Here is a 26446-nt window from a genome sequence, read left to right as displayed (position 1 = left end):
TGCTCAATGAAAAATGAATGAAGCGTATCCTACGACGCGGGAGGTATCACCGGTAACGTCTCCGGAGTTTGCGTATTTTAGTAGTGTCGGCTTCCATTGTTGTTTTTTTGCTATTTCGATCATTGTTAGCAGTGGTATTTTTCCACAGGCATCGCCATTTTCGAGGAGGGCTTCGTAGTCAAGATCTTCGACTGCTTTTATTGTTGTATTGTCGAGGTCTACTGCGACGTCGTAGTCGTTGAAATGGCTGAGGTCGCTACTTATTATAAGGATGGTATCGTCGTCGAGGATTTTCATGATATCGTCAGCGAGGGCTTTAGCGTCGGCGTCACCGACGACGATGGGAAGTATCTCTATGTCGTCGAAAATTTCTTGTAGGAAGGGTATCTGCACTTCCAGGCAGTGTTCGGATCTGTGTGCGTTGCTATTTTTCTCTAAGGTATTTTCAGTGATTTTCACTGTGCCGAAGGGTGTCTCCCATTGTTCATTGTCGTCGGCGGCGTAGCCATTAAGGAAGGCCGTGTGTGCTGGCCCTACTATTATAGCTTTTCGTTTTTTATGTTTTTCCAGGATTTTATAGGCGTATGCTGCGACCTGTCCGGAGTATACTAGCCCTGCATGCGGGACGATGATGGCTTTAAGGTCTTTAATTTCTGTGGCATCGTCGACGTTATCGAGGAAGCCTTGTATCATCTCGTGAAGAGACAATGGGCTTGAAGGGTAGAACGTTCCTGCCACTGCGGGTTTCCGTATTTTTGTCATGACCAAACTCCTGGGATTTCCTTTCCGCATGTTTTGCATTTTCCTTTGTCGAAGGAATCTTCGACGACGACGGAATATCCGTTTCGGCTTATTAGCGGTGTAGAGCATTCGGGACAGTGTGTTGTAGAGTGTTCTTCGTCGAGGATATTTCCTACATATACATATTGCAGCCCTTCTTCTTTGCCGATATCGTATGCTCTATATAGTGAAGATGGTGGTGTTGGCTTGACGTCGAGCATTTTGTAGCACGGGTAGAATGCCGTGACGTGCCATGGTATTGTAGCATCAATTCCTGCGATGAATTTCGCTATGTTACGAAGTTCTTCGTCGCTATCGTTATGTCCTGGTATCAGCAGTGTTGTTATCTCCATCCATATTCCACGACTGTGAACTTCTACTATGGTATCTAGGACGTTTTGCAGCTTGCCGCCGCATATTTTTTTGTAGAAATCTTCGTTGAAGGATTTCAGGTCGATGTTGATGGCGTCAAGGAGTCCCGACATAAGGTTTAGTTCTTCGGTACTGTCATATCCGTTGCTTACAAAGATATTTTTGAGGCCTTTTTTTTCGGCGATTTTTGCTGTGTCGTGGGCGTATTCTGCGAATATCGAGGGTTCGTTGTAGGTATATGCTATAGTCTTTGACCCTGATGAAATGCATTCTTCAACGACATCATTTGGTAGCATATCGTCGCCCATAAGGGGGACTTTTTCTTTGAGTTTCTCGCGAGGGTCTTGTGTTGCCATGGCGATATCCCAGTTCTGGCAGAATTTGCAGTGGAAGTTACATCCTACGGTACCTATCGAGTATGCCGTTGTTTTGGGGAGGAAGTGGTATAGTGGTTTTTTCTCTATGGGATCGACGTGGTGTGCTACTGCTTTGCCATATACGAGAAGGTACAGCTTCCCGGCGTCGTTGTATCTAACACCACATATTCCTGCATGGCCTTCGGGGATGGTGCATTTGTGTTTGCATGCTGTACAGGCTACTTTTGAGTCTTTGTCATTCTCGTATAATATTGCTTCGTACATAGCTATTATCCCCGGAAAAACGCCGTCTTACTTTTGCCGATAAGAAGTTTAATGAAGCGCATTATGATGTTCTGCTTCATCATCCATGATATTGCGCGCCATCTTCCGAAATGTCTTCGTATTATTTTCCTTGTCTCGTAGAAGTGTCGTGTTATAGAGCTTCCTGTGGTGCTATACCCTTCGTAATCGGTGAAGACTCTCTTTATCCTTGCGATTTTTATTGTGGCATCGAGATAAAACCTGCACATGATATCGAAGCCGCCACGAAGATAATATCTTGTATCGAACTTGCCAATGCGTTTTAACGTGTCGGCACGAAACCAGCACGATTTTATACTCGTCGGCTGTTCCCCTCCTTTTAGGACGTCTAGGGTGAAAGGTCTCAACATAATTTTGGTGTCTTCGGAGTCGTCGTGGAGCATGCTTCCGCAGTATACGAGGTCGGGCATATCGTTATCTATCGCTGTTATTGCCATATACGACAGGGAGTCGTGAGAGATAAAAAAATCTCCTGGGAAAAGGATATTTATATATTCTCCTGTCGCCAGTGATATTCCACGGTTTATCATCTCGTAGCAGAAATACTTCGCCACGGAATATATATGTACGTCATCGAGGCGGTAGCTGCGTATCATCTCGATGGTGCGGTCTGTAGAGCTTGCATCGATGATGATAATTTCAAGGTCGGCATATCTCTGCTCGGCGAGGCTAGACATAGTACGTCCTATCCATTGAGCGCTGTTGTTTGTAGGTATTATTACGGTGACGCGCGGGAGTTTCGCGCCCTCGGGGATCTTGTTTTTTTGACAAAGCTTCTCCCATGGGGACTGTATTTTCTCTGATTTTTTAGTGTTCATATTTCTCTACCGATAAAAATTACTTTATCTCGGAGGATACTCGCTGTTTGCTAGCAAGTCAATATTTTAGAGATAAACCTTGTATGTAAAGTAATTTTTATGGCATAATATTACCATAAACCGTTAGTAATAAACATTTTTTGAAAATAACAGAAAAACAAGGAGAATAATTATGACAGATTTTTCCGTACATACCGTTGCAAAGCCTGTTGCCCGGGCACTCGACGCCTTCGTCTACTATGACGAGCGTGTTAATCATGCAGAAGAAGCTATTGATTCGTTGGGACGTATAGTTTTTACAGCCTTACTTCATTCTGCCAATGCAGTAACTCTTGCTGCAAAATCCATTTTTAGAACATTAGCTCTTATGCCTCTTCCCATTACTATACCATTATCTTCATATGCAAATGCAAAAGATAAAAATCTCGGAGATGCATTTAAAAATAAATTCTCGCTCTATGGAACTAAAATGTCTGAATATTTTAATGGTACGGATGATATTGAAGATGGCAGAGAGCGTCACATTCCTGGTATTAAGGACTCAATAAAAGGTCTTTTCACACATGCTTTAAAAAATGCGGGTGAGACAGTCAAGCATACATTCCGTGCTGTCGTCTGGCCGTGGAATCGGCCTGACTTCTCTCGGCTGCCCTTTAGAAGTTCTGGCGCTGATCTTCCTCATCCATCTAATGGTGGTTGTGATTTTCAGACAACAATCGATATTTTAGATCCTGGCAATCTCTTCTCAGGCCCACAGACGGCCCCTACCGACCCTCAAACTCCTGGTGTTAAAATCGATTTTCTCGATGACTAACTAACATCATACCACGATTTCCCGTATATTTTTCTATAAAGCCGGCATTAATGCCGGCTTTTTTGTTCTTCCTTGAGAAAAAAACCTATTTGACTATACAATCTCTGACATCAACAAAGAACCTTATGAGGAACACGATGATAACCTTCCAAGATCTTATTACACGCCTGTCTAATTACTGGAAAGATAATGGGTGTGTCGTCCATAAGGGCTACGACCTCGAGGTTGGTGCCGGGACGTTCAACCCTTCGACATTTTTGCGATGTCTTGGTGGCGAGCCTTACAAGGCGGTATATATCGAGTTATGTCGTCGTCCTTCCGACGGAAGGTATGGCGAAAATCCCAACAGATTGCAGCAGCACCATCAGTGTCAGGTTATTTTGAAGCCATCGCCTTACAACATCCAGGACCTGTACTTAAGATCTCTTGAAGCTATCGGCATCGACCTCAAAGCCCACGACATCCGCTTCGTCCATGACGATTGGGAGGGCCCTACCCTTGGCGCTTGGGGGCTAGGTTGGGAAATATGGCTTGATGGCATGGAAGTCACGCAGTTCACATATTTCCAGTGTGTCGGTGGTTTAGACCTCAAGCCCATCACCGGAGAGCTTACTTACGGCCTCGAAAGGCTAGCGATGTACCTTCAGAATGTCGACAATGTCTATGACCTGCAGTGGGACGAGAATCTCACCTACGGCGATGTATACCATAGGAACGAGGTGGAGTGGAGTACGTACAACTTCGAGCATGCATCTACGTCGATGTGGTTCAACCATTTCAACGACTACGAAGCCGAGGCAAAGCGTGCTATGGCGCAGAAGCTCGTCCTTCCTGCCTATGATTTTGTTATGAAGGCCTCTCATGCTTTCAACATCCTCGATGCGAGGAATGCCATCTCAGTCTCCGAGCGTACGGGTTATATTGGACGCATCCGCGATCTTTCTCGTAGCATCGCCGAGTCGTATATCGCCAGCAGAGAAGAACAGGGACATCCTCTTATGGGGCGTTTCCCCGAAGTCGTTGCTCCTGCTGTAGAGCGCGAAGATAGTGATGAAAAACACCCACATGCTCCCGAAGATTTCATTTTGGAGATCGGCAGCGAAGAGCTCCCCGAGACGTTCGTTCCTATCGGCATCGCCAACCTCAAGAAAGCTGTTAGCTCGCTCCTCGACAAAGAAGGCCTTGCCTATGATGACATCATTGGTTACGGCACGCCACGGCGTCTTACTGCCCACGTCAAAGGTCTCGCCCATGAAAAACCTGCAACTTCCGTAGAACGTCGCGGTCCTGCAATCTCCGTTGCTTTCGATGAAAAAGGCTCTCTTTCAAAGGCGGGTAAAGGTTTCTTCGCATCTATCAACGTAGAGGCGTCCTCTCTTGAAGACGTTCGCTCTGGCGACGTCGAAGGGATAGAGCTCCGCACGATAAAAGGTGGAGAGTATCTCTTCGCCAGTGTTACGACGCCGCAGAAACTCACCGCAGAGATCCTCGCCGAGAAGCTTCCCTCCCTGATCCTTGGTCTACACTTTCCTAAGACGATGCGTTGGGGCGACGGAAACATAACATACGCACGCCCACTGCGCTGGATACTTTCTCTCTTCGGTAAAAAGGTCGTACCTTTTGCTATCGATGGCATACTCTCGGGCAACTACTCGTTCGGTCATAGGCAGCTCGACGATGTAAGGTTCACCGTCCCTCATGCTTCGCGATACCTTGCTGCTCTTAAAGACCACAACGTCCTCGCTGACGTTGATGTCAGGACGGCGAGCATAAAGAAACAGATCGAAGAGATCGAGAAGGAGTCTGGCAACACCGTCATCGCCATCGACAAAGTCCTCCCTAGCGTCGTGAATCTTTCAGAGTGGCCGATGCTTACTACGGCATCTTTCGACGAACGCTTTCTTAAGGCTCCCAAAGAGGTTCTTATCTCCGAGATGGTCCATCACCAGCGATATTTCCCTGTAGCAGACAGCGATGGTGAGCTTGTCAACACCTTCGTCATCACCGCCGACAACACCCCCAGCGACACTATACGTTCAGGCAACGAGAAAGTCCTCTCTGCGCGTCTCAGCGACGGCGTTTTCCTCTACGACCAAGACCTCAAGAAAACCCTCGAAGCCTTCAACGAAAACCTAAAAACCATCACCTTCCTCAAAGGCGTAGGGAGCATGCATGCAAAAGTAGAGCGTCTCGTTGAGAACACCGCCCTAATCCATGGACTTCTTCCTCTCGGCGACAAAGACACAGCAACGCGCACTGCACTGCTCTGTAAGGCAGACCTCGCGACGAAGCTTGTCTGCGAGTTCCCTGACCTCCAAGGCATCGTAGGGAAACGCTATGCTACCATCAACGGCGAAAGCGACGACGTAGCGCTCGCCATCGACGAACACTGGATGCCTCGCGGTGAGAAGTCCCCTCTTCCGCAGTCTCCTGCTGGCGTAATCGTCAGCATCGCCGACAAGATCGACAACATAATAAGCTGCTTCTCTCTAGGCCTCAAGCCGACATCTTCCAGCGACCCTTATGCCCTACGACGACAAGTACTCGGGATAATAAAAACCCTTGTAAACGGAAGATACAACGTCTCGATAGTAGATATCCTAACCCGCTGCTTCGAGAACTTCAAGCTCTCCCAAGAAAGCATCGCTAACCCCGACGCCGTCGCCGACATCCTCGTCTTCATCACCAACAGGATAAAAACCGTCTTCCAAGAATACGGCCTCGCCTACGACGAAATCGAAGCATCGCTGTCACAAGGCTTCGACGATATATACGACATCTTCTGCCGCATCAACGCCCTAAACACCTTCAGAAGCGCTTCCCCAGAAGCCTTCAAAGACCTTTACGAAGTGTACAAGCGCTCAAAAGGACAGCTCAACAAAGAACCACAACACCCCTTCTCCGAAGAGCTCCTCGCCGCCACAGAAGAAAAAGCCCTCCACGATGCCCTCACTACCGCCGAAGATGCAGTAACCTCAGCAATATCGTCGCACGACTACCCCGCCGCATACACAGCCCTCTCAACACTACAACCCCCTCTCGCTGACTTCTGGACACATATAAAAGTCCTCGACGACGACACCTCAATCCGCAATAACCGCCTCTCACTACTACAACGCACACTCTCCCTCTTCGCCACACTCCTCGACTTCTCCAGAATCCGCTGCTAGTGATGGTGAGGGACTCCGCCCTCCCCATGCCCCTCCCGCCAGAGGAGAAGTTCTCCTCTGGACTCCCCAATTAAGAGCAAAAAAGCCTCTGGCGAAACCGCCAGAAGCCTTTTTTGCTCGTCATTAGGAAATTCAAAGCAGGCGCTACACCTTTGGTGGAAAAGAATATGGAAAAACCGAAACCACCATGCCACCTATTCCTATTATATCATCGCCATCGAACCCGCGATTTTTACCAAATTTGTGGTCAACCGCTACAGATGGAGGTGAAATTTTATACATTTTGACAAGGGCATGTCTTGAGACATGGCCGAGGAGAAACGTATAAAAGGTTGCCTCCAGCTGTAGATGGTTGGCCATGAATTTGGTAGTAATTGCGGGTTGAAACGATGGTGATGACACGGCAGTAAAGAAAAGAGCAAAGGCGTCTCGCCTTTGCTCTTTTCTTTGTCGCATACATGGGGAGTCCAGAGGCGGACACCGCCTTTGGCGCGGGTTTGTTAAGGGTGCGCGGAGCACCCTTGACCGCGGAGGCCCCTTAACTGACGGTTGGTGGAGATTTTTGAAGGTCGTTGAATTGTTTTAGTAGGGACATTGTGTCGTCGTCGGAGTGTGTGTTTTTTATGGCGTCGTTGATATTTTGTTTTTGTTGTATCCAGTTTCTTTCGAGGATTTTCTGTATGGTGTTTATGACGTGTTCTTGTGCTTTCTCGGTATTGATTTTTTTTGTGATAAGTTCTCTGAGGAAGTGTTGGTGGTGTGGGTTGTCGAGAGCTATTGCTAGGGAGAGCATATCTGGCGCGCCTTTTTCGTCGTAGTGGTCGTAGTAATGCTGGAATATCGTTTTGCAGATGTCGTCGTGTAGGTCTTCGGCGGTGATATTGTTTTTTACTATGGAGACGATTTCTTCGTTATTCTCTCCGGCGACGACGAGCCACCTTAGCAGGTCGCTTTCGAGGATTTTGTTGGCGTCGACATTTTCATGTCGCACGCTATCGCCTTTCTTTATATACCGTCGTGGTGCTACTGCTTCGATGCCGACGACATCTTCTGGGACGCGCGTCAGGAAGGCAAGTTTTCTTAGGCTTTCGTGTATCATCACCCTATCGTCCCATCCTCGTATCACTGTAGCGATATCTTTTATCGCCTCGCTCTTCGCTGCTGGTGACGACATATCGACCATCGTCGACATATGTTTTACTAGGAAAGTCAGGAAGTCATCGCTTTTCTCTAGGAGTTTCGTAAACCCTTCGATGCCGTGTGTCGTTATTATTGTGTCGGGGTCGGCGTCATCGGGGATAGCGACGACGTATACTTCGACGCCTTTTTTCTGGAAGAGGTCCCCTATCTTCTGTGCTGCTTTTTTTCCTGCAGCATCACCGTCGGTGGCGAGGTATACTGCGCTGACGCCTAGGTCTGTGAGAGCTTTAACATGTCCTTCACAGAAAGCCGTCCCTAGTGGCGCTACTGTTATGTTGAGGCCTTGCTGTATAAGTTTAAGGGCATCGATCTGCCCTTCGACGATTATCGCCTTACGTTCTTTGGCGATACGCCTTCTGCAGTAATTTAGTGCGAAGAGTATCTGTGACTTTTTAAATAGCGGCGTCTCTGACGTATTGATATACTTCCCGCCGAAGGTTTTCTCATGATATTTCCGTGCTGAGAATCCAACAACGTTACCCATGGCGTTATTTACTGGGAACATTATACGCTCTGTGAAGAACTCCCTCTTGCTGCCGTCTTCGCGTTCTGCTAGGAGTCCTGATGCTATCATTATCTCGTCGGAGATCTTCTTGGCGTGCATCATCTTCCTGAAGGCCCCGGCTTTTTTCGCTGCGAGTCCTATACGAAACTGTTTTATAAAGTCGAGATCGATTCCGCGGTCGTAGAGATATTTCAGAGCATCGTGACCTTCAGGAGTGTGTAGTAATGTATAGTGGTATATGTCGGTGGCGAGGTCTAGGGCGCCCTTCATAGCGGCACGACTGGGGCCTTTATCTTCAGGGCCATCGACATAGTCGAGGTGCACGCCGAACTTCTCGGAGAGGCTCTCTACGGCGTCGCTGAATGACATCTTCATATACGTCATAAGAAACTGTATAGCGTCACCATGAGCGCCACATCCGAAGCAATGGTAGCTGGTATCACCGCGGCGTACTATGAACGAAGGAGTCTTCTCGTCATGAAAAGGGCATAGTGCTTTGTATGTCGCTCCTGCTTTCTTAAGCTCGACATGAGAGCCTACGACGTCTATAAGGTCGATACGCTGGCGCAGTGTCTCTAGGCTTTCTTTAGTGAAAAACTTCATATATTTGTCTCCTTAGAGATAAAATCATATCATACTGTATGCCTTTAATGCCAGCTATCCCCTGCCAAAAAAAATATAGCTTCTAAACCCATGACGCTAAAGAGAAGAGCGATTAAAATATTTTTTATGGGCTTACACAAAACATTCCATCTGTTACGATATAGAAGATTAATTTTTCATGTATCTTAAAACCCGGTTGGCCCCCTATCCTTTGCCATAGGGTTTTTGCAGTGGTACAGATACGAAGATGAAAGACGAGCGAATGTTAAAACATTCGCGAGGATAGAAGCAAAGTAAATGCGCTGCTGCAAAAAGATATATGGTAAAGCTAAATAATAACAAACGGGAAAATAAAAACAACAAGTAATAACAAAGGCTTAAGATATTTGTTTTTATATAGTTAAAGACTCTTGTTAGAACTTTTAAAAAGAAAAAATGCCCTGTTTCCTATAGCATCCATAGTGTCAGGCAATCTGGCTCATTTTACTCCTCGCGAATAGTTACAACTATCCGCTTGTCGTGCACTGAGCCATCTTACCTAACTCTATGGCGCTAAAGAAAAGATAGGAAGACAACCGGGTTTAAATATAATGGAGGTATTATTTTATGAAATCTACAGTTTTATTATCGCTCGTAGCAGCGATGTTTTGTATGACGAGTTCCGTCATCGCCGAAGAGTCTATCGCCGACAAAGATGTTGTTGACGCCAAGCCTATAGAAGTTTTGCTTCTTTCTGCCTTACCGGCATCGGGAAAATCCGAAGCACGCCGATATCTTTCGAGTCTCAACGCCGAAGAGTGCCTTAACCAGTTTGGCATTGGCGAGACTGTACAGCTCGACGACTTTCCTTATGTTTTCTTCATGCGCCGTATCAGCGACGAGCTAACTGCTCGCGGTGAAGAAGGAATGTTCTTCATCTCTCCAGCTTTACCATTCCGCAATCCAAAAGAATGGGGAACGCTCATACATCTTGTCAACGAAGACTACGAAGACCTCGTTGCTGGAAACATACCTAACCCTAAGTCTGCTGCAGAGTGGCTTTTCAATCGCATCGACAAGGCGCGCATGAAAGTCGGCGCTGCTCCTGAGCTAGGACTCCTTCCTGCTGATATCAGAGAAGAGCTTATTGCTACTCTAGAAGACGAAGCAGCAAGCCTTCTAAAGAATAAGATCGCCGAGGTCCCTGAGAGTCTCGACGGAAAGACTGTCGTCATCGAGTTCGCCCGTGGTGGTGCTGAAAGTTCTACTTACCCATTACCGGCACCGTTCGGATACAAATATTCGTTTTCACAGCTTAGCGATACTATCCTCGAAAAGGCTTCGATACTATATATATGGGTCGACCCTGCAGAATCTCGCCGCAAGAACCTTGCGCGTGCAAACCCTGACGACCCTGGTTCTATTTTAAGCCACTGCGTCCCTCAAGCTGTGATGTATGGCGACTATGGCACCGACGATATAGCTTGGCTCCTCGAGACTTCTGACGTAAAAGACACTGTACGTGTCGAGACCGATGGCGGCGTATACCACCTGCCTTTAGGACGCTTTGACAATAGGATTGACAAAACAACATTTGCCCATGGTCCCGTCGAAGACTGGAAAGACAGCGACATTGCCGAGATACGTGCTGGCCTCGAAGAGGCTTTTGCTCCTCTTACAGGAAATGGCTAAGCCACAGAGTATATCGAAAAACAGAAGGTCGCTCATCTGGGCGGCCTTCGTTTATATAATGGTAAAGTAATATGACACAAAAAATAACTACAGAAAAAGCTCCCAAGGCGATAGGTCCGTATTCACAGGCTGTCGTTGCTGGAGGTTTTGTTTTCGTCTCTGGGCAGGTGCCTATAGACCCTGACACTGGCGCTCTCGTCGACGGTGATATAACGACGATGGCAGAAAGAATCCTCGACAACATCGAGAACGTCTTAGAAGCTGCTGGTTGCGGCATGGAAGACGTCGTCCGCGTTGATATCTTTATGAAAGATCTCAATGATTTCGTTGCTGTCAACGATGTATATGCTAAGAGATTTACTGGCTCTGTCCTTCCTGCGCGACAGACTGTAGAGGTAAGCAGACTCCCTATCGATGCCGTCCTTGAGATGTCGTGTGTTGCTGTGAAAAAATAGAATCATAAAAAAAACGCCACCTAACGGTGGCGCTTTTATCTACGTTTCGAAACTATCATCTTGTCGTGTGCTGAGCCATCCTAGCAGCTCCAGGCGCGAAAAGAAAGACAGCGGGCAAAGCGTCTTTATGGCTACTGACTTTTAATACCTCTCGAACAAACGTATCTTTAAAAATAGAACACGGTCTAACTGTTTCCGGAATGGCTTTCTTCTTTATATTTTTACCAATAATCACGATATCATGAGAAAGCACTCCCAGCACAGATACTTTTAATCCAGCAAGCAGTAAAGGACCTACGGAAAAAACAGCACCTGCTGCAAGAAGAGCGCCAAAAATTCTAACAGCAATAGAAGCTACTCTATATTTTAATGCATCTCCCTTGAAAACAGTTTTGATGTCATTACCTAGCTCACTTAAAAAATCTCCAGCAATTTTTATTGGTTTGCTTATCATTGGATTGCTTACAGTCATAATCATTCTCCTTAAGTTTGTTGATTCTATGCTACAGTTATAAACGAAAACGGGGATTTTGTCAATAAGATCCTTGATATTCCGGATTGCTATGATATTTAGTACAAAAGGCTTACACGGTGAAATGGGGATTCTACTATACAGTAATCAGCAAGGTACACAAAAGGCGTAAATCGTCGTGGTAAAAGATGGCGTTCTGCTAGACGGTAGGTCTTTTACCTTCTTTAGATTTAATGAGTGCTATCTCCGTCCCTATAGGTCCTATTATTTCGTCGAACACTATCGATGCTAGAACTATAGCTGTTATCGTTGCTGATATTTCTGGGATAATATCTTTCACGATATATATCAGTCCTATTGCCACCCCTGCTTGTGGGACGAGCCCGAGTCCTACATATTTCTGTACGACTTTTGGTGCTTTACTGATACGCGCCCCAAGCATTCCGCCGAAGACTTTCCCGCACCATCGCGTTGCGACATACATCAGCACGAGGTGCCACACCTGTGGTATCAATGCTATCTGCAGTCGTGCTCCTGCTAGGGCGAAGAACAGCACTATTATTATCTCTTCGATATTTTCTACTGCTTTAAACAGTTTTCTCGAGGCGTGGAATGTGTTGGCGACGAAACATCCTGCGACCATATTCGTCAAGAGCGGAGATATATTCAGCGCTATTGATACACCACATCCTAATAGCACCAGGCTTACTGCTATATATATGTGGTAACTATCTTTTTTATTGCCGTTAACAATATAGTTTATGCTAAAGCCGATAAGCATCCCTATAACAATAGCTCCTACCAGCTGCACGAGTGATGTCAGGATGACATGCCAGCATTCTGTCGAGCCATTTCCCATCATCGCCAAGACTATAGCGGCGACGACGCCGAAAAGTGCTAAGCATATCGCATCGTCGATAGCTACTATCGCTAACAGTGTTTTTGCTAGGGGTCCTTTAGCTTTAAGTTCTTTGATTATAGCGAATACTGCTGCAGGTGCTGTTGCGGCGCTTATCGCTGCAAGCAGTGCCGCTATAGGCGCTGATCTGCTGATGAAATATATCCCTATAAAGACGAGGATGAAAGTCGCTAGCGCCTGAAAGACTGTTATGAATATAATGTGTTCTTTTAGCTTGCGTAGTGCGCTGATTTTTATCCTTCCGCCAATGATAAAAGCGATGAACCCTAGGGCGGTATATCCTATGAAGTCGAGGTCTTCGATGATTTTGGCATTGACGATATTTGTCACGGAGGGCCCAAGGACAAGCCCTACGATGATATACCCTATTATTGCTGGGAGTTTCAAGAACGTCATAATTCTGCTAGACGTATATCCCAGAAGAAAAAACAACCCTAGCGCTAAAATATCGTTCATGGCGATGTCCTATTTTGTTTGTATATAGACATTTCTTATCACAAACATCGCTAATGAGACAATGAAAAAACATTAGTAGCACATTTTCAATATATCATCTTTAGTGAGGGAGGATTTATTTTCTTCTCTCATATCACAAACGACCCTCCCCTCTTTCATTCCTAAAATTCTGTTTCCGTAATCGATGGCGTGTTGTATATGGTGTGTAACCATTATCGTTGTGATATTCTTCTGTCGTATTATTTCTGTCGTTATTGCCATTACGTTTTCCGCCATCGTATGGTCTAGTGCGCTGGTATGCTCGTCGAGCAGAAGCAGCTTTGGTGGGTGCATAAGACACATCGCCAGCCCCAGCAGTTGTTTCTCTCCTCCCGAGAGTTTTTTTGCTGGCATTTCCATCATATCGCAAAACCGCGGCAAGAATGTTTTTAGATACTTTCGATATTTTTCATATAGCGCTGTTTTTTTATAAGGCACAGGTTCCGTTCCTTTTGTGTCTGCGAGAAAACAGTTTTCAAATACCGTCATATCTCCAAATGTTGACATCTCGACGTCTTGCGTCAGCGTCCCGACGAACCGTGAGATATCTTTTATCGTCATGGTTTTCGCATCACGCCCATCGACGACGATCTTTCCTTGTGTAGGTTTGAAGGTGCCGTTCAGCATTTTTATGCAAGAGCTTTTCCCTGAACCATTACCTCCGAGGAGGACGATGAAGTCTCCTTGTGACACTGTGAGGTCGAGGTTTTTTATTATTGCTCTGCCATTTTTCGACAATACGAGTGTTGTATCTTCGAATGTGGCGATAATATCTTCTTTCATAATGCTCCCTCCATATGTTTTTCTGGTTTTGCTGTCATAAGAAAAGATGCTAATGTCACTCCCATTATCATCTTCAAATATATGGGGTTTAGCTGCAGTTTTATGAAGAAATTCATCGCCGTGAAATATATTACGACGCCGGCGAAGCAGAACATCAGCATAACATGGTGAGGTTTTTTCTCGTCGCCGAATGCCGCGCCATATAGTTGGTTACCTATTATCACTGTCCCTATACCTATAAGGCCGACTCCTAGCCCCATGGCACTATCGGCATATCCATTGACTTGTGCTGTCAGCGCCCCACACATTGCTGCGAGGGCGTTGCTGATGACGAGTCCTATTATGCGGTACATCTCGGCGTCTTTTCCTATCCTTAGTAGAAACTGTTTATTGTCTCCGAAAGCGCGTAGGAACAGTCCTATCCGCGAAGACATCATCACGCTGAGGAACGTCATCGTCGTTGCTGCTACGATTATGAAGAACAGCGTTTTAGACGCCTTTTCTTGTAATGGCATAAAACCTTGGAAGATCGTTATGATGGTATCTTTTCCTAAAATACTGATGTTTGGCCTTCCCATAACGATAAGCGTCGCCGAGCTCAGTATGAAGATGGCGAGCACCCCTGATATCAGGGGTGCTACGTTACATCTATGCATAAAGCTCGTCATCGTTCCTGCCAACGCTCCTGCCATACACGCTGCTGCCATTCCAACAAAAGGGTCGTAGTTTTCCGTCAAGAGTCTGGCGAACACCGCCGCTCCTATAACGAAACTTCCTTCGACGGTGAGGTCTGGGATTTTCAGTATGTTAAAGCTTAGAGAAACCGCCGACACTAGAGGAAAAAAGATACAGCTTTGCATTATAATTTGTATTATGCTGTTACCCATGGCTTTCACCTTCGGAATCTACGATGATGTCGTGATACCCCTCTTTCTTCGCGCATGTCGCTATTGCATCGGAATCAATTCCTTGTGCTTTGCATGCTGCTGTGTTGATAAAAACCTTAAGGTCTTCGAGAACAACAACGGCTTCGAGGTCTTCACTTTCTCCTTTTAGGATCTTTTTTATCTGTTGTCCGCCGATAACGCCGATATCTTTCTCTTCAACGGCGAGAGCGAAAGCCCCTCCTGTTGCTATAGATCCCAGGTCTGATGTTATCAGTGGAACGCCAAGCTGTGCGGCTTTCTGTGCGAGGGTTCCGCATGCGCTGACGACAAGGTGATCTTTTAAGATAACGATAGCGTCAGTTTTGCTGTCGATGGCGTTGCTTATCGCATACATATCGGCGAGACTCTGAACCATCAATCCCTGCACCTCTATCCCTGCATCTTTCGCCACAAACGAAAACTCGTGTGCATCGTTATATGCCTTCAATGAGGCGCTATATACTATGGTAAGGTGTCGAATATCGACGACTGCCTTCTTTATAAAGTTTAGCTGTGTCGCCAACGATATCTCGTCTAATATCACCGAAAATTTCTCGGGGCTATAATTTTCTTGTTCTTCGACAGCATAGCTTGCAAGTCCTACGACGGGGATATCGTCTGACATCTTCAGCGCCATAAGCGTAGCGTCGGTGCCGATAGGCGCTATGACGTCGACCTTGTTATCGATAAACTGCTGTATGATGCTTCTCTGCATCTCCGCTTCGCCATAGGCGTTCTGTACGACGATATTAATATCGTCGTCATCTAAAGCCTCATACACTCCTGCCACGATCTCGTCCATAGCGACGTGCGGCATCGGGACGACGACACCGACGACCTGTCGATGATCTTTCGTTAGGGACGTAGTATATATGGCATAACTTGTTATCGCCACTGCTATGGCGATGATATAATAATATTTCTTCATTGGTAACCTCATAAATAAATGGTAAAAAAAATTGACGCAGCACATCACGCTGATTGTGCGTACGTATCAATATATTACTGACCTTACGCGCCACTCTCACTTTATTGGCGTGCTGCAAGGAACAATCTACTAAGTATTCCTCCTCACCCAGCTCTTCAGAGCTTGGTTCGTCGGAAATACTTGCATCTTGCCCCTTTCGCTACACCACTAAAGCAAGATTAGCGTGCAACATCAGTATGTTATATGAAAACAGGGAGGATTGTTATGGCCTGGGCGGCCACCAAGAGAAAAACGGCAGTACACTGCTATGCGTCGAAGCGTCGACTTCTAACAAAACAATGCTAGTATCTATAGAGTTTTCCATGAAATGTACTATACCTTATATAATTGACATCATGTTACTTAACTATCAAAAAAAATACAAGGAAATTTTTAGCCCATGATTGAGACCTAATCTCTTCTACCATAGATTCCTCTTTTTTTATTGCAAATAAAGACTATATTCTTTATAATATCCTGATAAACAATGAGATATCGGTTAATAACAACAAAAAACAACGGTAATAATAAAATTATGGAAATACAACCTAAAGCGGCAACTTTTGATCAAGGACACGCCTTACAAGAAGGCGCTCCAGCTGCCGATCGCCAAGAACAAGGTGTTAATTTTTCTTCTGCCAGCAGGGAAACAATTGCGGCGATTAGGCTCCTTACTGGTGACTTTTTTAGTTTGCGACTAAAAAAAGAAGAAGAAGAAGAAGAAGAAGAAGAAGTGAAGATTCTAGTAGGTCTCTGTAAAAAGCAGCCTCCCGCTAATACAGACCATTTAAGAGCTACAGTAATTCCTAGAGGAAATGTTTCTAAATGTCTTAAACCTAGAACTCCGTTCAAGGTTGATAGCTCATTTTACAGAAAACAAGCCCAAAGAAAAGATGAAAAAGCTAGCAAAAAGAAAAGAGGTTCAAGTAGAGATGTATCGTCGATAGAAAACAAACGCCCTCGTTCACTTACTGATAGTAGCCAATAACATATAACTATTTTATCCTGTACGTCTACGTCGTCCTTGTGCAGCGAAACCATGTTTTTCCTGCCTTCCGCCTTTCTTTCCGAACGAGTTCGATTTTCCACGATATGATTGCGTTTGTTTATTTTTGCCTTCTCTTTTGCCATGAGAGGCATTGCGTCCTTGTCTGATAGGCTCAGCCTTTATCGAAGGGTCAGGCTCATATCCTGGCATCACCTCTTTCGGCAATTCACGCTTTATCAGAAGTTCGATATCCCTAAGAAGTTTATGTTCGTCGATACATACCAACGACATCGCCTCGCCTTCCATTCCTGCGCGGCCAGTACGGCCGATACGATGTATATAATCTTCTGGAACGCTTGGCAGGTCGAAGTTTACAACGTGGGGAAGCTGGTCGATATCAAGTCCTCGAGCAGCGATGTCTGTAGCTGCGAGCACACGAACATTTCCAGCCTTAAAATCTGCCAACGCCTTGGTACGTGCTCCCTGACTTTTGTTGCCATGGATCGCCGCGGCGGTGATGCCATCGCTTTCGAGCTGTTTAGCAAGACGATTGGCGCCGTGTTTTGTCCGTGTAAAGACGAGGATCTGCTTCCAATTATTCGAAGTGATAAGATGTGACAGCAGCTCGCGCTTACGCTCTCGGTCGACAGGATGAACTACCTGTCCTATTCCTTCAGCCATAGCATTGCGTCGCGCCACCTCTATAAGAACCGGCGAATCTAACAAGCCATCGGCAAGTTTCTTTATGTCGTTGGAGAATGTCGCCGAAAACAGTAAGTTCTGGCGTTTTTTTGGTAGCAGCGCAATGATCTTACGGATGTCGTGGATAAAACCCATATCGAGCATGCGATCGGCTTCATCGAGGACAAGTATCTCGACCCTAGAAAGGTCAACGCTTTTCTGTCCAGCGAGGTCAAGTAGGCGTCCTGGCGTTGCCACCAAAATATCAACACCTTGTCGCAGCCTCACCATCTGTGGCTTAATATTGACACCGCCAAAAACAACGGTAGACTTCAATGGCAGATGCTTGCCGTAATCTTCTACGCTTTCACGAACCTGAGCAGCGAGCTCTCGCGTCGGTGTAATAATCAGTGCCCGCACACGCCGCGGGCCTTTGCCGGGGGCATCTTTGCTGAGAAGCTGTAGCAGCGGCAAGGTAAAACCTGCAGTCTTTCCCGTCCCTGTCTGTGCGCCGCCCATAATATCGTTTCCCTTAAGAATAATAGGAATGGTCTTGCTCTGTATCGGTGTTGGCTCGGTGTAACCTTTCTCGGAAACAGCACGAAGCAGCTCGGCCAAAAGGCCTAGTGAATCAAATGACATATAAAATACTCCAAAAAATGTCTGCACAAGACTTATGCCCTTGTACGATCCAGACAAGATATGATTTGTTTCGAGGCGAAGCAATCAAGCTTCATACCACGAAAATGTTAGGCGCAGACCGAAAGTGCGCCGAAGATTAAACATCATACCACAACCGTCAACAGAAGTCACTAACAATAAAATACTTCATCGCAAAACACTGTTATATAGGAGCACTTTTTCATTTTCTCTTTAATTTTGCTTAACAATCTGTGGAAGAAAATGGTAGACTCACGATAATCATGCAAGATACAAAAAAGGGAGGGTGTTGTATGAATAAACCCATACTATCGCATCATTTTACGACAAGGCAGCCTTCTTCGATCCGTCTGTCACAGATCGAATTTCTTAAGAGAACAGACGGCGTCGAAGCCATCAATGTCGCCATCGGTAATGTAAGTCTACCGATGCATCCGGCGATGATTGAAAGGATGAAAACGCTTACTGACGAAGGCTCCCCTTTCAGTGAAGGCGTCGTCTCCTATTCTCCTTCTATGGGGGCGCCTGAAGCGAATATAGCCTTCAAGAATATCATTGCTTCTTCTGGTTTCGACACCGCCAACCTACGAACTATCGTAACCGATGGCGGTAGCATGGCGATGGAGCTTATGATCCTCGGAGTCTGTGGCGCTGCCGGCGCCGACGAGAAGCCTCTCATGCTCATCGACGCCGTCTATACCAACTACATCTCGTTGGCAGAAAGAACTGGCAGAAAAACTGTTTCTGTAAGGAGGACTCTGCTTGCTTCAGGGCAGTTCTCTATGCCCGACATTGCCGAAATCGAAGAGGTCATCAAGAAAAACAGGCCCGGCGCGCTTCTCGTGATACCTTACGATAACCCTACGGGGCATTTTATCAACATCGACATGCTTACCGCTCTGGCGAAGCTGTGCGTAAGATACAACATGTGGCTTGTCAGTGACGAAGCCTACCGCGAACTGTTTTACACGGAAGAAGCTGTTTCGAGCATATGGGCTATCGACGACGCCCTTGTCAAAGGCATCGAAGGTCGTAGGATAAGCATAGAGTCGGCATCGAAGGTATGGAACGGCTGTGGCCTGAGGGTAGGCGCTCTCGTCACCGACAACCAAGAATTCTATAACAAAGCTCTGGCGGAATACACTTCGAATCTATGCGCAAATACTATAGGACAATATATCTTCGGCGCCCTTGCTCACGAAAAACACGAAGACATACGCAACTGGTATCAGCAACAGCGCGAGTATTATAAACCGATGATGAACGAAGTCCGCGAAGGGCTTATCAAAAGGCTCCCAGGGATCATCGTCTCATCACCAAGCGCCGCTCTATACTCCGTCATCGACGTACGCGATATCGCCAAGCCATCGTTCAACTCCAAAGACTTCGTGCTGTATTGTGCAAAAAAAGGATCTATAGAAATCGACGGCAAGAACTACACCCTCCTCGTCACTTCAATGTCGGGTTTCTACAAAGTCCACGACGATGAAGCCAACCCCGGAGATTGCCAGATGCGCATCGCCTATGTTCTTCCCCCCGACACGATGCGTCTCGTCCCCGTCCTCTTCGAGAAGCTCTTCCACGACTACGAACGACTACAAATTTCGCATCATACCGTCTAACAATGGCCTTACGCAACAGCCGTTATTATGAACTGATGTTACGCGCTAATCTTGCTTTAGTGGTGTAGCGAAAGGGGCAAGATGCAAGTACTTCCGACAAGCCAAGCTCTGAAGAGCTGGGTGAGGAGGAATACGAAGCAGATTGTTCCTTGCAGTACGCCAATAAAGTGAAAGTAGCGCGTAAGGTCAGTTATTAAGGAATTTCGGAATAGGAATTACTACCACGGAGGCACGGAGTGCACGGAGAAAAAAAGTTTAAAGAAGAAAAATGGCTTATAAATTGAGGTGTAAAAAAAAGAGAGCTACTCCGGCGAAGGTGTAGCTCTCAAAGTGAAAAGGCAAGCAGTCTTGTTCAAGGACCACCGCCTTCTCGCAGTTTGGCTGCTCGGAGCCGGACTCGAACCGGCACAGCCTTGCGGCCGAGGGATTTTAAGTCCCTTGTGTCTACCAATTTCACCATCCGAGCATATAGAGGATGTATTATACTTTTCTATTGATATTGCATCAAGAGAAAGCATGCGCCCTCAGTGTTTTGAGGGCGCATTTTTGTTTATCCATCGAACTCTTCATCGAGTAGCGATAAGAACGACTGTGTTTTTTCTTTGAAGACCTCTTTTTCTACAAGCGCCTTTTTTGGTTTCGGAGGTTCTTGTGGTGTTTCTTTGGTCTTTTCTTTTTTCGTAGCTTCTTTTTTCTTTTTCGGCTTCGGTTGTTTTTTCTCTTTTTTCTCTTTTTTCGGTTTCTTTTCTTTTTCGGAAGTTTCTTCTTTAGGAAGAAGTTCTTCTACATTTTCTGCCGAGGGAGGTTCTAAGAGAATAACTTCTTTGTTTTCTTCAGAAGCTTCTTTGCCTTTTTTTCTGTCGAAGATCAGTGTTTTTGGTGGTGGTATGAGGCTTTTCATTGCAGGCGCTGGAACATCTATTGTTTCATCGCTGCTGCCCCTGCCCATGCCTTCGGCATTGCCATCCTTTTCTTCGACGTTATCGTCTTGTGTACGTTTACGTCGTGTATTACGGCGACGTTCGCGTCGTTTATCTGAACGAAGATCTTGAGTATCTTCGGCAGATTTATCTTCTTTGTCTTCGGTTTTATCTTCTTTCGGTTCTTTTTCGACCTTTTTCTTCGCTGCTGATGTTGTAGTTTTTTTCTTCGCTGTTGTTGTTGCGCTTTTCTTCTTATATGAGGAATCTTTTCCTCCGCCGATTTTTATTGTTTTTTCTACGGCGGTATGTTTCAGTACTAGGCGCGTATCGCGAACTTCTATGACATCGTAGTCGGAGACTGGCAGTAGGAAGGCTTTAGGTTTTTCTACCGATCTGAAGAATATTGCATTTCCGAAGGCTATGATTTCTACGGCGTCGACAAAATATTCTTCTTGTCCTACGCCTTTGCTATTGCGGACCACCAACTTAAACCCTTCGCGGGGTGTAATGACGGTCTCTGTCACTGGTTCTCTTGTAAAATGCACTGGTATATCCGTGGTTTTGTTATTATTCTTGTTATTTTTCAAAATAGAGGGTGTAATTTTCGTTCTTTTGTGTAGCATTCCCTCTACTTTGCTTATCACTGACGTTACGCGCCACTCTAACTTTATTGGCTTGCTACAAGGTGCAATCTGCTGCGTATTCCTCCTCGCCCAGCTCTTTAGAGCTTGGCTCGTCGGAAATACTTACATCTTACCCATTTCGCTACGCCACTAAAGCAAGATTGGTGCGTAACGTCAGTTATCAATGATACATCATTATCTCTTAAGAAACAATTATTATTGTTCTATCATATATAGCATGAGGTCTATGATCCGGCATGCGTATCCCATCTCGTTGTCGTACCATGATACTAGTTTGAAGAAGGTATCGTTTAGCGCTATTCCTGCGTTTTTATCGAAGATCGAGGAGTAGTTGCTTCCTATGAAGTCGCTTGAAACGACGTCATCTTCGGTATATCCCAGGAATCCTTTCATTGGCCCTTCTGATGCTGCTTTTATTGCTTCGCAAATAGCGTCGTATGATGTTGGCTTTGAGACCTTTACTGTGAGGTCTACGACGGAGACGTCGGCGGTAGGAACGCGGAATGCCATACCTGTAAGTTTCCCTTTAACTTCTGGTATACATATTGCTACAGCTTTAGCTGCTCCTGTTGAAGCTGGCACTATATTAAGCGAGGCGCATCTTCCGCGTCGAGGGTCACGAGCGCAAGGCCCATCTACTGAGGGCTGTCCTGCTGTCATAGCGTGTATTGTCGTCATAAGTCCTTCTTCTATGCCGAAGTTATCGAGTACGACTTTTGTTACTGGTGCCAGGCAATTTGTCGTACATGAAGCGTTAGAGACGACGTAGTCAGTTTCTGGATTATATTTAGTGTGGTTAACGCCCATAACGAACGTTGAGACGCCCTCTTTTCCTGGCGCTGAGAGTATTACTCGCTTTGCTCCTGCGGTGATATGTTTTTCTGCTCCTTCTTTGGTACAGAATAGCCCTGTCGACTCTATGACGTATTCTACGCCGAGCTCTCCCCATGGGAGTTGTTCTGGGTCACGTTCTGAGCATACGGTAATTTTTTTGCCGTTAACGATTAGGTTCTTTTCTTCGACGGATACTTCGCCATCGAAGCGTCCGTGTACGGAGTCATATTTCAGAAGGTATGCGAGGTTTTCTGCGGGAACGAGGTCGTTGATAGCGACGATATTAATTTCAGGGTTTTTATTTGCGGCGCGTAATACTAGTCTTCCTATGCGTCCGAATCCATTTATTGCGATATTTATAGTCATATTATATTCATCCTCATTTATTATGGGTTTATGGTTTGTTTATTTGCCATAATAATCGAGATTGTCACGATTGTAAAGGTGAAACAAAAAAAACCTTACGGCCCGAGGGTCGTAAGGTTTTAACATCTTAAATGTCTGTAGTTTTCGTTATTTAACGAATTCTATGATACATGTTTCGGCGTTATCACCGGCGCGTGGTTTGTTACGCATTATGCGTGTATATCCGCCGTTACGCTCTGCGAACATTGGCGCCCATTCTCCGAAGAGTTTTTTTATGACGTTTCTATCGTTATTATATGCTGTGGTGTCGCCATTTTTTACGGCGCGAGCTTCTTTTGTTGTGAGGGTATTATATCGTACCATCATTTTTGCCACAGCGCGTCTTTTATTTGCTACGGAGTCATTTTTCGCCAAGGTGATCATTTTCTCGGCATGCTTTCGTAGTTCTTTAGCTTTAGGCACTGTTGTCTCGATACGTCCGTGCTCGATAAGAGCTTTGAGCATATTGGCCATCATGCATCGTCTATGTGATGATGTGCGGTTCAGTTTACATGTTTGCTTTTTATGTCGCATTGCTTCTTTCCTATACTAAAGGCCCTAGGTCCTTTTCGTTTATATTTGATGAGTTATCTTTTTTTTCTTCGTTATATTTCGTTATGATATCGCGGACATTATCATCGTTGATGCCATATTTTTCCAGGTCCATCCCTAGTGAGAGTCCCATTTCTGTAAGTTTTGCTTTTATTTCGTTGAGGGATTTCTTTCCGAAATTTCTGAATTTAAGCATTTCAGATTCTGGTTTAACGACGAGTTCTCCTATAGTCTCTATTTGTGCTCCGCTTAGGCAATTTGTTGAGCGCACCGACAGCTCTATTTCGCCGATACGTAGTGCTAATTTCCCCATCATCTCGTCATCGGCGGTATCCACTGTAAGCCCGCCTTCTTCGAAGATTAGTCCTTGCTCTTCAACGTGTGCTAGCACTTCTAGGTGTTTAATCCCTATTTGTGCTGCGAATGATATAGCTTCTTGTGGTGTCACTCTTCCGTCGGTGGTGATTTCGAAGATGAGTTTATCGTAGTCAGTATCTTGTCCTACGCGTGTATCTTCGACGTGGTAGTTCACCAATCTTACTGGCGAGAATGAGGAGTCTATAACGATCTCGTCGATGATTTTATCTTGTATATCATGACGTTCTGATGTTACGTATCCTCTTCCGATAGCGACCTTAAGTTTCACCTGCTTTTTTATTGGCTTTGTTACGGTGAAGAGGTGCAGTTCTGGGTTTACGACTTCGAAGTATCCATCTTTGACGATATCGCCGAAGGTGACTTTATATTGTCCGCCATTTTCGTCGATCATCTCTTTCGTCACTATTATTTCCGAGTCGACATTTTTCGGCTCTCGAGTATTTTTCGTTTCTTCGGATGGAAGGTGTCTTAATAGTGCCATTTTGAAGTTTAGGACGATATTCGTCATATCTTCTATTATACCTTCTGCTCCCATATATTCATGAGGAACGCCTTCGATATTTACTGATATTATCGAGGGAGCTTCTAATGAATTAAGCATCATACGACGCATGGCGTTCCCTATGGTGTATCCGAAGCCACGTTCGAACGGTTCAGCGATGACGCGTGCAAACGTCGATGTCATCGTCTCTTTTTCGAACATTATGTTATTGGGTATTTCAAACTTGCCATATTTTACTGACATTTGTTTTTTTCTCCCTGAAAAGTAGTGTTTTTATATATTTTTATTATTTTACGGGCGTCGTCGTTTTTTAGGACGGCATCCGTTGTGTGGTATTGGTGTTTTATCGCGTATTACTGTGACGATAAGTCCTGCGCTTATCAATCCACGTACTGCAGACTCTCGTCCTGCTCCTGGTCCGCGAAGGTTAACTTCTACTTCTTTGAGTCCTAATGCTTGTCCGGTTTTTGCAGCATCTTGTGCTGTTGTTGTTGCTGCGAACGCCGAAGATTTCCTTGACCCTGAGAAGTTCATTTTCCCTGCAGACGACCATGCTATAACTTTTCCTGCAGGATCGGTGATAGAGACGATTGTATTGTTAAAAGTAGCTTTAACGTGTGCAATACCTGCTGGTATTGTCCGCATTGCTTTTTTTCGTACTTTTTTCGTCTTTTGTGTAGCTTGTTGTTTTGCCAATGTTCAGGCTCCTCAATTATTTATTTTGCTGTTGGGGCTTTCTTTCTTCCCGTCATGGTTTTTTTCTTACCTTTTTTCGTACGTGCATTCGTCCTTGTTCTTTGTCCTCTGACTGGTAGTCCTAGTCTGTGGCGCAGTCCGCGGTACGAGTGTATATTGACGAGGCGCTTAATATTATTTTGCACCTGTCGTCGTAGTGTCCCTTCTACGATATAGTCATTTTGCAGCATCTCGTTGAGGTGTGCTATATCCTCTTGTGAGAGTTCTTTTGCTTTCATATTTGGGTCGAGTTTAAGCTTAGCGATAACCTCTTCGGCTAGCGTTGGGCCGATGCCGTATATATATGTGAGGCTTATCACCAATCGTTTTTTCTCTGGGATGTCGATACCAATAATTCGCGGCATTATTCTCTCCTGCCTTGTTATTTTTGTTTCATAATTATAACGTTTTCAAAGGGCTATAACTATACTGTTTTTCCTTTTAACTTTCAACGTATTTTTAGTTACGTCCTCTAATTCTTTTTCCTTTTGTCATAAATCCGTCGTAACGTTTCATTATCAGGTGTGATTCTATTTGTTTCATAGTATCGAGGATTACTCCTACCATTATCAATAATGACGTTCCGCCGAAGAAGTAGCTTATTTTTGCGTCTACGTTCATGATTTTCCCTAATATTGTCGGTGAGACAGCTATCAGTGCCAGGAATATTGCTCCTATCAGTGTTATTCTATTCATTGTGGCTTCGAGGAAATCCTTTGTAGGTTTTCCTTGTCGTATTCCTGGTATGAACGCTCCATTTTTTTTCATATCGGAGGCTATTTGTTCTGGGTGGAACTGTGTTGCTGTCCAGAAGTACGTGAAGAATATTATGAGTATAACGAACAGTATGGTATACGCCACGCTTCCGGGGTATAGCATCCGTGTTACTGATCCTATCACCGAGTTATTTCCTAGGAAGCTTCCTATTGTTGCTGGGAACATAAGCAGTGAAGATCCGAAGATTACAGGTATTACTCCTGCGTAGTTAACTTTTAGTGGTATATGTGCTGCTGTTCCTTGTATTTCTTTATTCCCTACGATACGTCTTGCGTATTGTAGTGGTATACGTCGTTGTCCTTGAATGATGAGTATTGTTCCTATTGTCACGGCGACGAATATTGCCAATAGAACTATTAGTGTAGCGAAGGACATTTGTCCAGCTTCTTGTGAGTCGAGGTTCAGTTGTGTGATGATATTTCCGAATGCTGTTGGCAATGACGACAGGATATTTATTGTGATGATAAGGCTTATTCCGTTACCGATACCTTTTTCTGTTATTTGTTCACCTATCCACATTAGCACTACTGTTCCTGTGGTCATCGTTATCATTACGGTGAGCATAAAGAGCAGTGGTATTCCGAAGACTTGTGCTTCTGCCATTTCTCCGACGATAATTCCCGGCGTTCTCATGTTATTTGCCAGGGCATATCGTGCGAATAGCAATGCTTGGAAGAGTGCTAGTGCTACTGTCAGCATTCTCGTCCATTTTATTACCTTACGTCTTCCTGCGTCGGGATTTTCTTTCATCTCGCGTTGCAGTTCTGGCATTAGTGCTGTCATAAGCTGGAGTATTATCGACGCTGATATATATGGCACTATTCCCAGGGCCATTACTGTCATGTGTGAGAATGCTCCTCCAGAGAAGATATCGACGAGTTGGAAGAGGTTTTGGCTTCCTCCCACTTGTCGTTGGAATATTGCAGTGACGAGTTCACCGTTGATTCCTGGTACGGGGATAAACACACCTAGCCTACATACTGCTAGCAGTGCCAGTGTATATAGAATTTTTTTTCTAAGATCGGGGACGCTAAATATACGTTTTATTGTTCCAAACATCGCAACGGGCAACCTTTTTTTGTGACGTATCGCCATCGTTTTTACGGTGACGTTTT

General features: G+C 45.2%; 23 protein-coding genes and 1 tRNA gene. 6 read left to right on the top strand and 18 right to left on the bottom strand.

Annotated elements, in window-relative coordinates:
* Positions 1–3: 3 nt before the first annotated feature.
* The 3 genes from amrB to HN980_02710 are packed head-to-tail and all read right to left on the bottom strand — an operon-like array spanning position 4 to position 2650.
* The gene (gene amrB / locus HN980_02720) at positions 4–762 is read right to left on the bottom strand and encodes an AmmeMemoRadiSam system protein B (GenBank protein MBT6928393.1); all 759 of its coding nucleotides are present in this window, start codon (positions 760–762) and stop codon (positions 4–6) included.
* On the bottom strand, positions 759–1793 hold the full coding sequence (gene amrS / locus HN980_02715) for an AmmeMemoRadiSam system radical SAM enzyme (GenBank protein ID MBT6928392.1): 1035 nt from the start codon (positions 1791–1793) through the stop codon (positions 759–761). Before amrS ends, amrB begins: the two co-directional genes overlap by 4 nt.
* 5 nt (positions 1794–1798) lie before the next feature.
* Positions 1799–2650, bottom strand: coding sequence for a glycosyltransferase (locus HN980_02710; GenBank protein ID MBT6928391.1), 852 nt, complete (start codon positions 2648–2650; stop codon positions 1799–1801).
* A 172-nt stretch (positions 2651–2822) separates the two neighbouring features.
* On the opposite strand from HN980_02710, the gene HN980_02705 reads away from it, so the two are divergent.
* Together HN980_02705 and HN980_02700 are read left to right on the top strand one after the other, a co-directional pair.
* Positions 2823–3464: a hypothetical protein gene (locus tag HN980_02705; protein ID MBT6928390.1), complete on the top strand. Its 642-nt coding sequence runs from the start codon at positions 2823–2825 to the stop codon at positions 3462–3464.
* 137 nt (positions 3465–3601) lie between these two features.
* Positions 3602–6634, top strand: a complete 3033-nt coding sequence (locus tag HN980_02700) for a glycine--tRNA ligase subunit beta (protein ID MBT6928389.1) — start codon at positions 3602–3604, stop codon at positions 6632–6634.
* 538 nt (positions 6635–7172) lie between these two features.
* Here HN980_02700 and dnaG read toward each other — a convergent pair.
* Positions 7173–8942 (bottom strand): DNA primase, encoded by a 1770-nt coding sequence (gene dnaG, locus HN980_02695; GenBank protein MBT6928388.1) that lies wholly within the window; start codon positions 8940–8942, stop codon positions 7173–7175.
* Positions 8943–9548: 606 nt separating this feature from the next.
* Here dnaG and HN980_02690 point away from each other — a divergent pair.
* Together HN980_02690 and HN980_02685 are read left to right on the top strand one after the other, a co-directional pair.
* Positions 9549–10613 carry a hypothetical protein gene (locus tag HN980_02690; GenBank protein MBT6928387.1) on the top strand — a complete coding sequence of 355 codons (1065 nt, stop codon included), beginning with the start codon at positions 9549–9551 and terminating at the stop codon, positions 10611–10613.
* 71 nt (positions 10614–10684) lie between these two features.
* Positions 10685–11068 carry a RidA family protein gene (locus tag HN980_02685; GenBank protein MBT6928386.1) on the top strand — a complete coding sequence of 128 codons (384 nt, stop codon included), beginning with the start codon at positions 10685–10687 and terminating at the stop codon, positions 11066–11068.
* Between the two features lie 55 nt (positions 11069–11123).
* Here HN980_02685 and HN980_02680 read toward each other — a convergent pair whose 3' ends face one another.
* From HN980_02680 to HN980_02660, 5 genes are all read right to left on the bottom strand, one after another.
* Positions 11124–11540, bottom strand: a complete 417-nt coding sequence (locus HN980_02680; GenBank protein ID MBT6928385.1) for a hypothetical protein — start codon at positions 11538–11540, stop codon at positions 11124–11126.
* A 199-nt stretch (positions 11541–11739) separates the two neighbouring features.
* On the bottom strand, positions 11740–12915 hold the full coding sequence (locus HN980_02675; GenBank protein ID MBT6928384.1) for a cation:proton antiporter: 1176 nt from the start codon (positions 12913–12915) through the stop codon (positions 11740–11742).
* 72 nt (positions 12916–12987) lie between these two features.
* A complete protein-coding gene (locus HN980_02670) occupies positions 12988–13737 on the bottom strand; it encodes an ATP-binding cassette domain-containing protein (GenBank protein ID MBT6928383.1) in 750 nt (249 codons plus the stop codon).
* The gene (locus HN980_02665; protein MBT6928382.1) at positions 13734–14624 is read right to left on the bottom strand and encodes an ABC transporter permease; all 891 of its coding nucleotides are present in this window, start codon (positions 14622–14624) and stop codon (positions 13734–13736) included. The genes HN980_02670 and HN980_02665 overlap by 4 nt, the downstream gene beginning before the upstream one ends.
* Positions 14617–15591 carry a hypothetical protein gene (locus HN980_02660; GenBank protein ID MBT6928381.1) on the bottom strand — a complete coding sequence of 325 codons (975 nt, stop codon included), beginning with the start codon at positions 15589–15591 and terminating at the stop codon, positions 14617–14619. The genes HN980_02665 and HN980_02660 overlap by 8 nt, the downstream gene beginning before the upstream one ends.
* Positions 15592–16165: 574 nt before the next feature.
* On the opposite strand from HN980_02660, the gene HN980_02655 reads away from it, so the two are divergent.
* Complete coding sequence (locus tag HN980_02655) at positions 16166–16618, top strand: hypothetical protein (protein MBT6928380.1); 453 nt, start codon at positions 16166–16168, stop codon at positions 16616–16618.
* Positions 16619–16630: 12 nt separating this feature from the next.
* Here HN980_02655 and HN980_02650 read toward each other — a convergent pair whose 3' ends face one another.
* A complete protein-coding gene (locus HN980_02650; protein ID MBT6928379.1) occupies positions 16631–17941 on the bottom strand; it encodes a DEAD/DEAH box helicase in 1311 nt (436 codons plus the stop codon).
* 311 nt (positions 17942–18252) lie between these two features.
* Between HN980_02650 and HN980_02645 the strand changes: the two genes are divergently transcribed.
* Entirely contained in the window at positions 18253–19581 is a 1329-nt protein-coding gene (locus HN980_02645; protein ID MBT6928378.1) for an aminotransferase class I/II-fold pyridoxal phosphate-dependent enzyme, read from the top strand.
* 382 nt (positions 19582–19963) lie between these two features.
* Here the strand turns inward: HN980_02645 and HN980_02640 are convergent.
* The 8 genes from HN980_02640 to secY all read right to left on the bottom strand — a co-directional run bounded on the left by HN980_02640 (position 19964) and on the right by secY (position 26390).
* Positions 19964–20047 (bottom strand) — tRNA-Leu (locus HN980_02640).
* Between the two features lie 84 nt (positions 20048–20131).
* Positions 20132–21049 carry a hypothetical protein gene (locus tag HN980_02635; protein ID MBT6928377.1) on the bottom strand — a complete coding sequence of 306 codons (918 nt, stop codon included), beginning with the start codon at positions 21047–21049 and terminating at the stop codon, positions 20132–20134.
* A 294-nt stretch (positions 21050–21343) separates the two neighbouring features.
* Complete coding sequence (gene gap, locus HN980_02630) at positions 21344–22348, bottom strand: type I glyceraldehyde-3-phosphate dehydrogenase (GenBank protein MBT6928376.1); 1005 nt, start codon at positions 22346–22348, stop codon at positions 21344–21346.
* Positions 22349–22495: 147 nt separating this feature from the next.
* Positions 22496–22921, bottom strand: coding sequence for a 50S ribosomal protein L17 (gene rplQ / locus HN980_02625; GenBank protein MBT6928375.1), 426 nt, complete (start codon positions 22919–22921; stop codon positions 22496–22498).
* Positions 22922–22931: 10 nt separating this feature from the next.
* A complete protein-coding gene (locus HN980_02620; protein ID MBT6928374.1) occupies positions 22932–24062 on the bottom strand; it encodes a DNA-directed RNA polymerase subunit alpha in 1131 nt (376 codons plus the stop codon).
* 48 nt (positions 24063–24110) lie between these two features.
* On the bottom strand, positions 24111–24464 hold the full coding sequence (rpsK, locus tag HN980_02615; GenBank protein ID MBT6928373.1) for a 30S ribosomal protein S11: 354 nt from the start codon (positions 24462–24464) through the stop codon (positions 24111–24113).
* Positions 24465–24535: 71 nt separating this feature from the next.
* Positions 24536–24919: a 30S ribosomal protein S13 gene (gene rpsM, locus HN980_02610; protein MBT6928372.1), complete on the bottom strand. Its 384-nt coding sequence runs from the start codon at positions 24917–24919 to the stop codon at positions 24536–24538.
* A 94-nt stretch (positions 24920–25013) separates the two neighbouring features.
* Complete coding sequence (secY, locus tag HN980_02605) at positions 25014–26390, bottom strand: preprotein translocase subunit SecY (protein MBT6928371.1); 1377 nt, start codon at positions 26388–26390, stop codon at positions 25014–25016.
* Positions 26391–26446: the final 56 nt, after the last annotated feature.

This window comes from Waddliaceae bacterium (genome assembly GCA_018694295.1).
GTDB lineage: Bacteria > Chlamydiota > Chlamydiia > Chlamydiales > JABHNK01 > JABHNK01.
This window is presented reverse-complemented; position numbering and strand designations above follow the sequence as displayed.

What these genes read in the sequence shown, in the direction of transcription:
- HN980_02690 (MBT6928387.1), top strand. Translation starts at nt 9,549, where the DNA reads ATGAAATCTACAGTTTTATTATCGCTCGTAGCAGCGATGTTTTGTATG.
- HN980_02710 (MBT6928391.1), bottom strand. Translation starts at nt 2,650, where the DNA reads ATGAACACTAAAAAATCAGAGAAAATACAGTCCCCATGGGAGAAGCTT.
- rpsM (MBT6928372.1), bottom strand. Translation starts at nt 24,919, where the DNA reads ATGCCGCGAATTATTGGTATCGACATCCCAGAGAAAAAACGATTGGTG.
- HN980_02700 (MBT6928389.1), top strand. Translation starts at nt 3,602, where the DNA reads ATGATAACCTTCCAAGATCTTATTACACGCCTGTCTAATTACTGGAAA.
- amrS (MBT6928392.1), bottom strand. Translation starts at nt 1,793, where the DNA reads ATGTACGAAGCAATATTATACGAGAATGACAAAGACTCAAAAGTAGCC.
- dnaG (MBT6928388.1), bottom strand. Translation starts at nt 8,942, where the DNA reads ATGAAGTTTTTCACTAAAGAAAGCCTAGAGACACTGCGCCAGCGTATC.
- rplQ (MBT6928375.1), bottom strand. Translation starts at nt 22,921, where the DNA reads ATGCGACATAAAAAGCAAACATGTAAACTGAACCGCACATCATCACAT.
- HN980_02665 (MBT6928382.1), bottom strand. Translation starts at nt 14,624, where the DNA reads ATGGGTAACAGCATAATACAAATTATAATGCAAAGCTGTATCTTTTTT.
- HN980_02670 (MBT6928383.1), bottom strand. Translation starts at nt 13,737, where the DNA reads ATGAAAGAAGATATTATCGCCACATTCGAAGATACAACACTCGTATTG.
- HN980_02650 (MBT6928379.1), bottom strand. Translation starts at nt 17,941, where the DNA reads ATGTCATTTGATTCACTAGGCCTTTTGGCCGAGCTGCTTCGTGCTGTT.
- secY (MBT6928371.1), bottom strand. Translation starts at nt 26,390, where the DNA reads ATGTTTGGAACAATAAAACGTATATTTAGCGTCCCCGATCTTAGAAAA.
- HN980_02655 (MBT6928380.1), top strand. Translation starts at nt 16,166, where the DNA reads ATGGAAATACAACCTAAAGCGGCAACTTTTGATCAAGGACACGCCTTA.
- HN980_02680 (MBT6928385.1), bottom strand. Translation starts at nt 11,540, where the DNA reads ATGACTGTAAGCAATCCAATGATAAGCAAACCAATAAAAATTGCTGGA.
- HN980_02705 (MBT6928390.1), top strand. Translation starts at nt 2,823, where the DNA reads ATGACAGATTTTTCCGTACATACCGTTGCAAAGCCTGTTGCCCGGGCA.
- HN980_02660 (MBT6928381.1), bottom strand. Translation starts at nt 15,591, where the DNA reads ATGAAGAAATATTATTATATCATCGCCATAGCAGTGGCGATAACAAGT.
- HN980_02675 (MBT6928384.1), bottom strand. Translation starts at nt 12,915, where the DNA reads ATGAACGATATTTTAGCGCTAGGGTTGTTTTTTCTTCTGGGATATACG.
- gap (MBT6928376.1), bottom strand. Translation starts at nt 22,348, where the DNA reads ATGACTATAAATATCGCAATAAATGGATTCGGACGCATAGGAAGACTA.
- HN980_02620 (MBT6928374.1), bottom strand. Translation starts at nt 24,062, where the DNA reads ATGTCAGTAAAATATGGCAAGTTTGAAATACCCAATAACATAATGTTC.
- rpsK (MBT6928373.1), bottom strand. Translation starts at nt 24,464, where the DNA reads ATGCGGACAATACCAGCAGGTATTGCACACGTTAAAGCTACTTTTAAC.
- amrB (MBT6928393.1), bottom strand. Translation starts at nt 762, where the DNA reads ATGACAAAAATACGGAAACCCGCAGTGGCAGGAACGTTCTACCCTTCA.
- HN980_02645 (MBT6928378.1), top strand. Translation starts at nt 18,253, where the DNA reads ATGAATAAACCCATACTATCGCATCATTTTACGACAAGGCAGCCTTCT.
- HN980_02685 (MBT6928386.1), top strand. Translation starts at nt 10,685, where the DNA reads ATGACACAAAAAATAACTACAGAAAAAGCTCCCAAGGCGATAGGTCCG.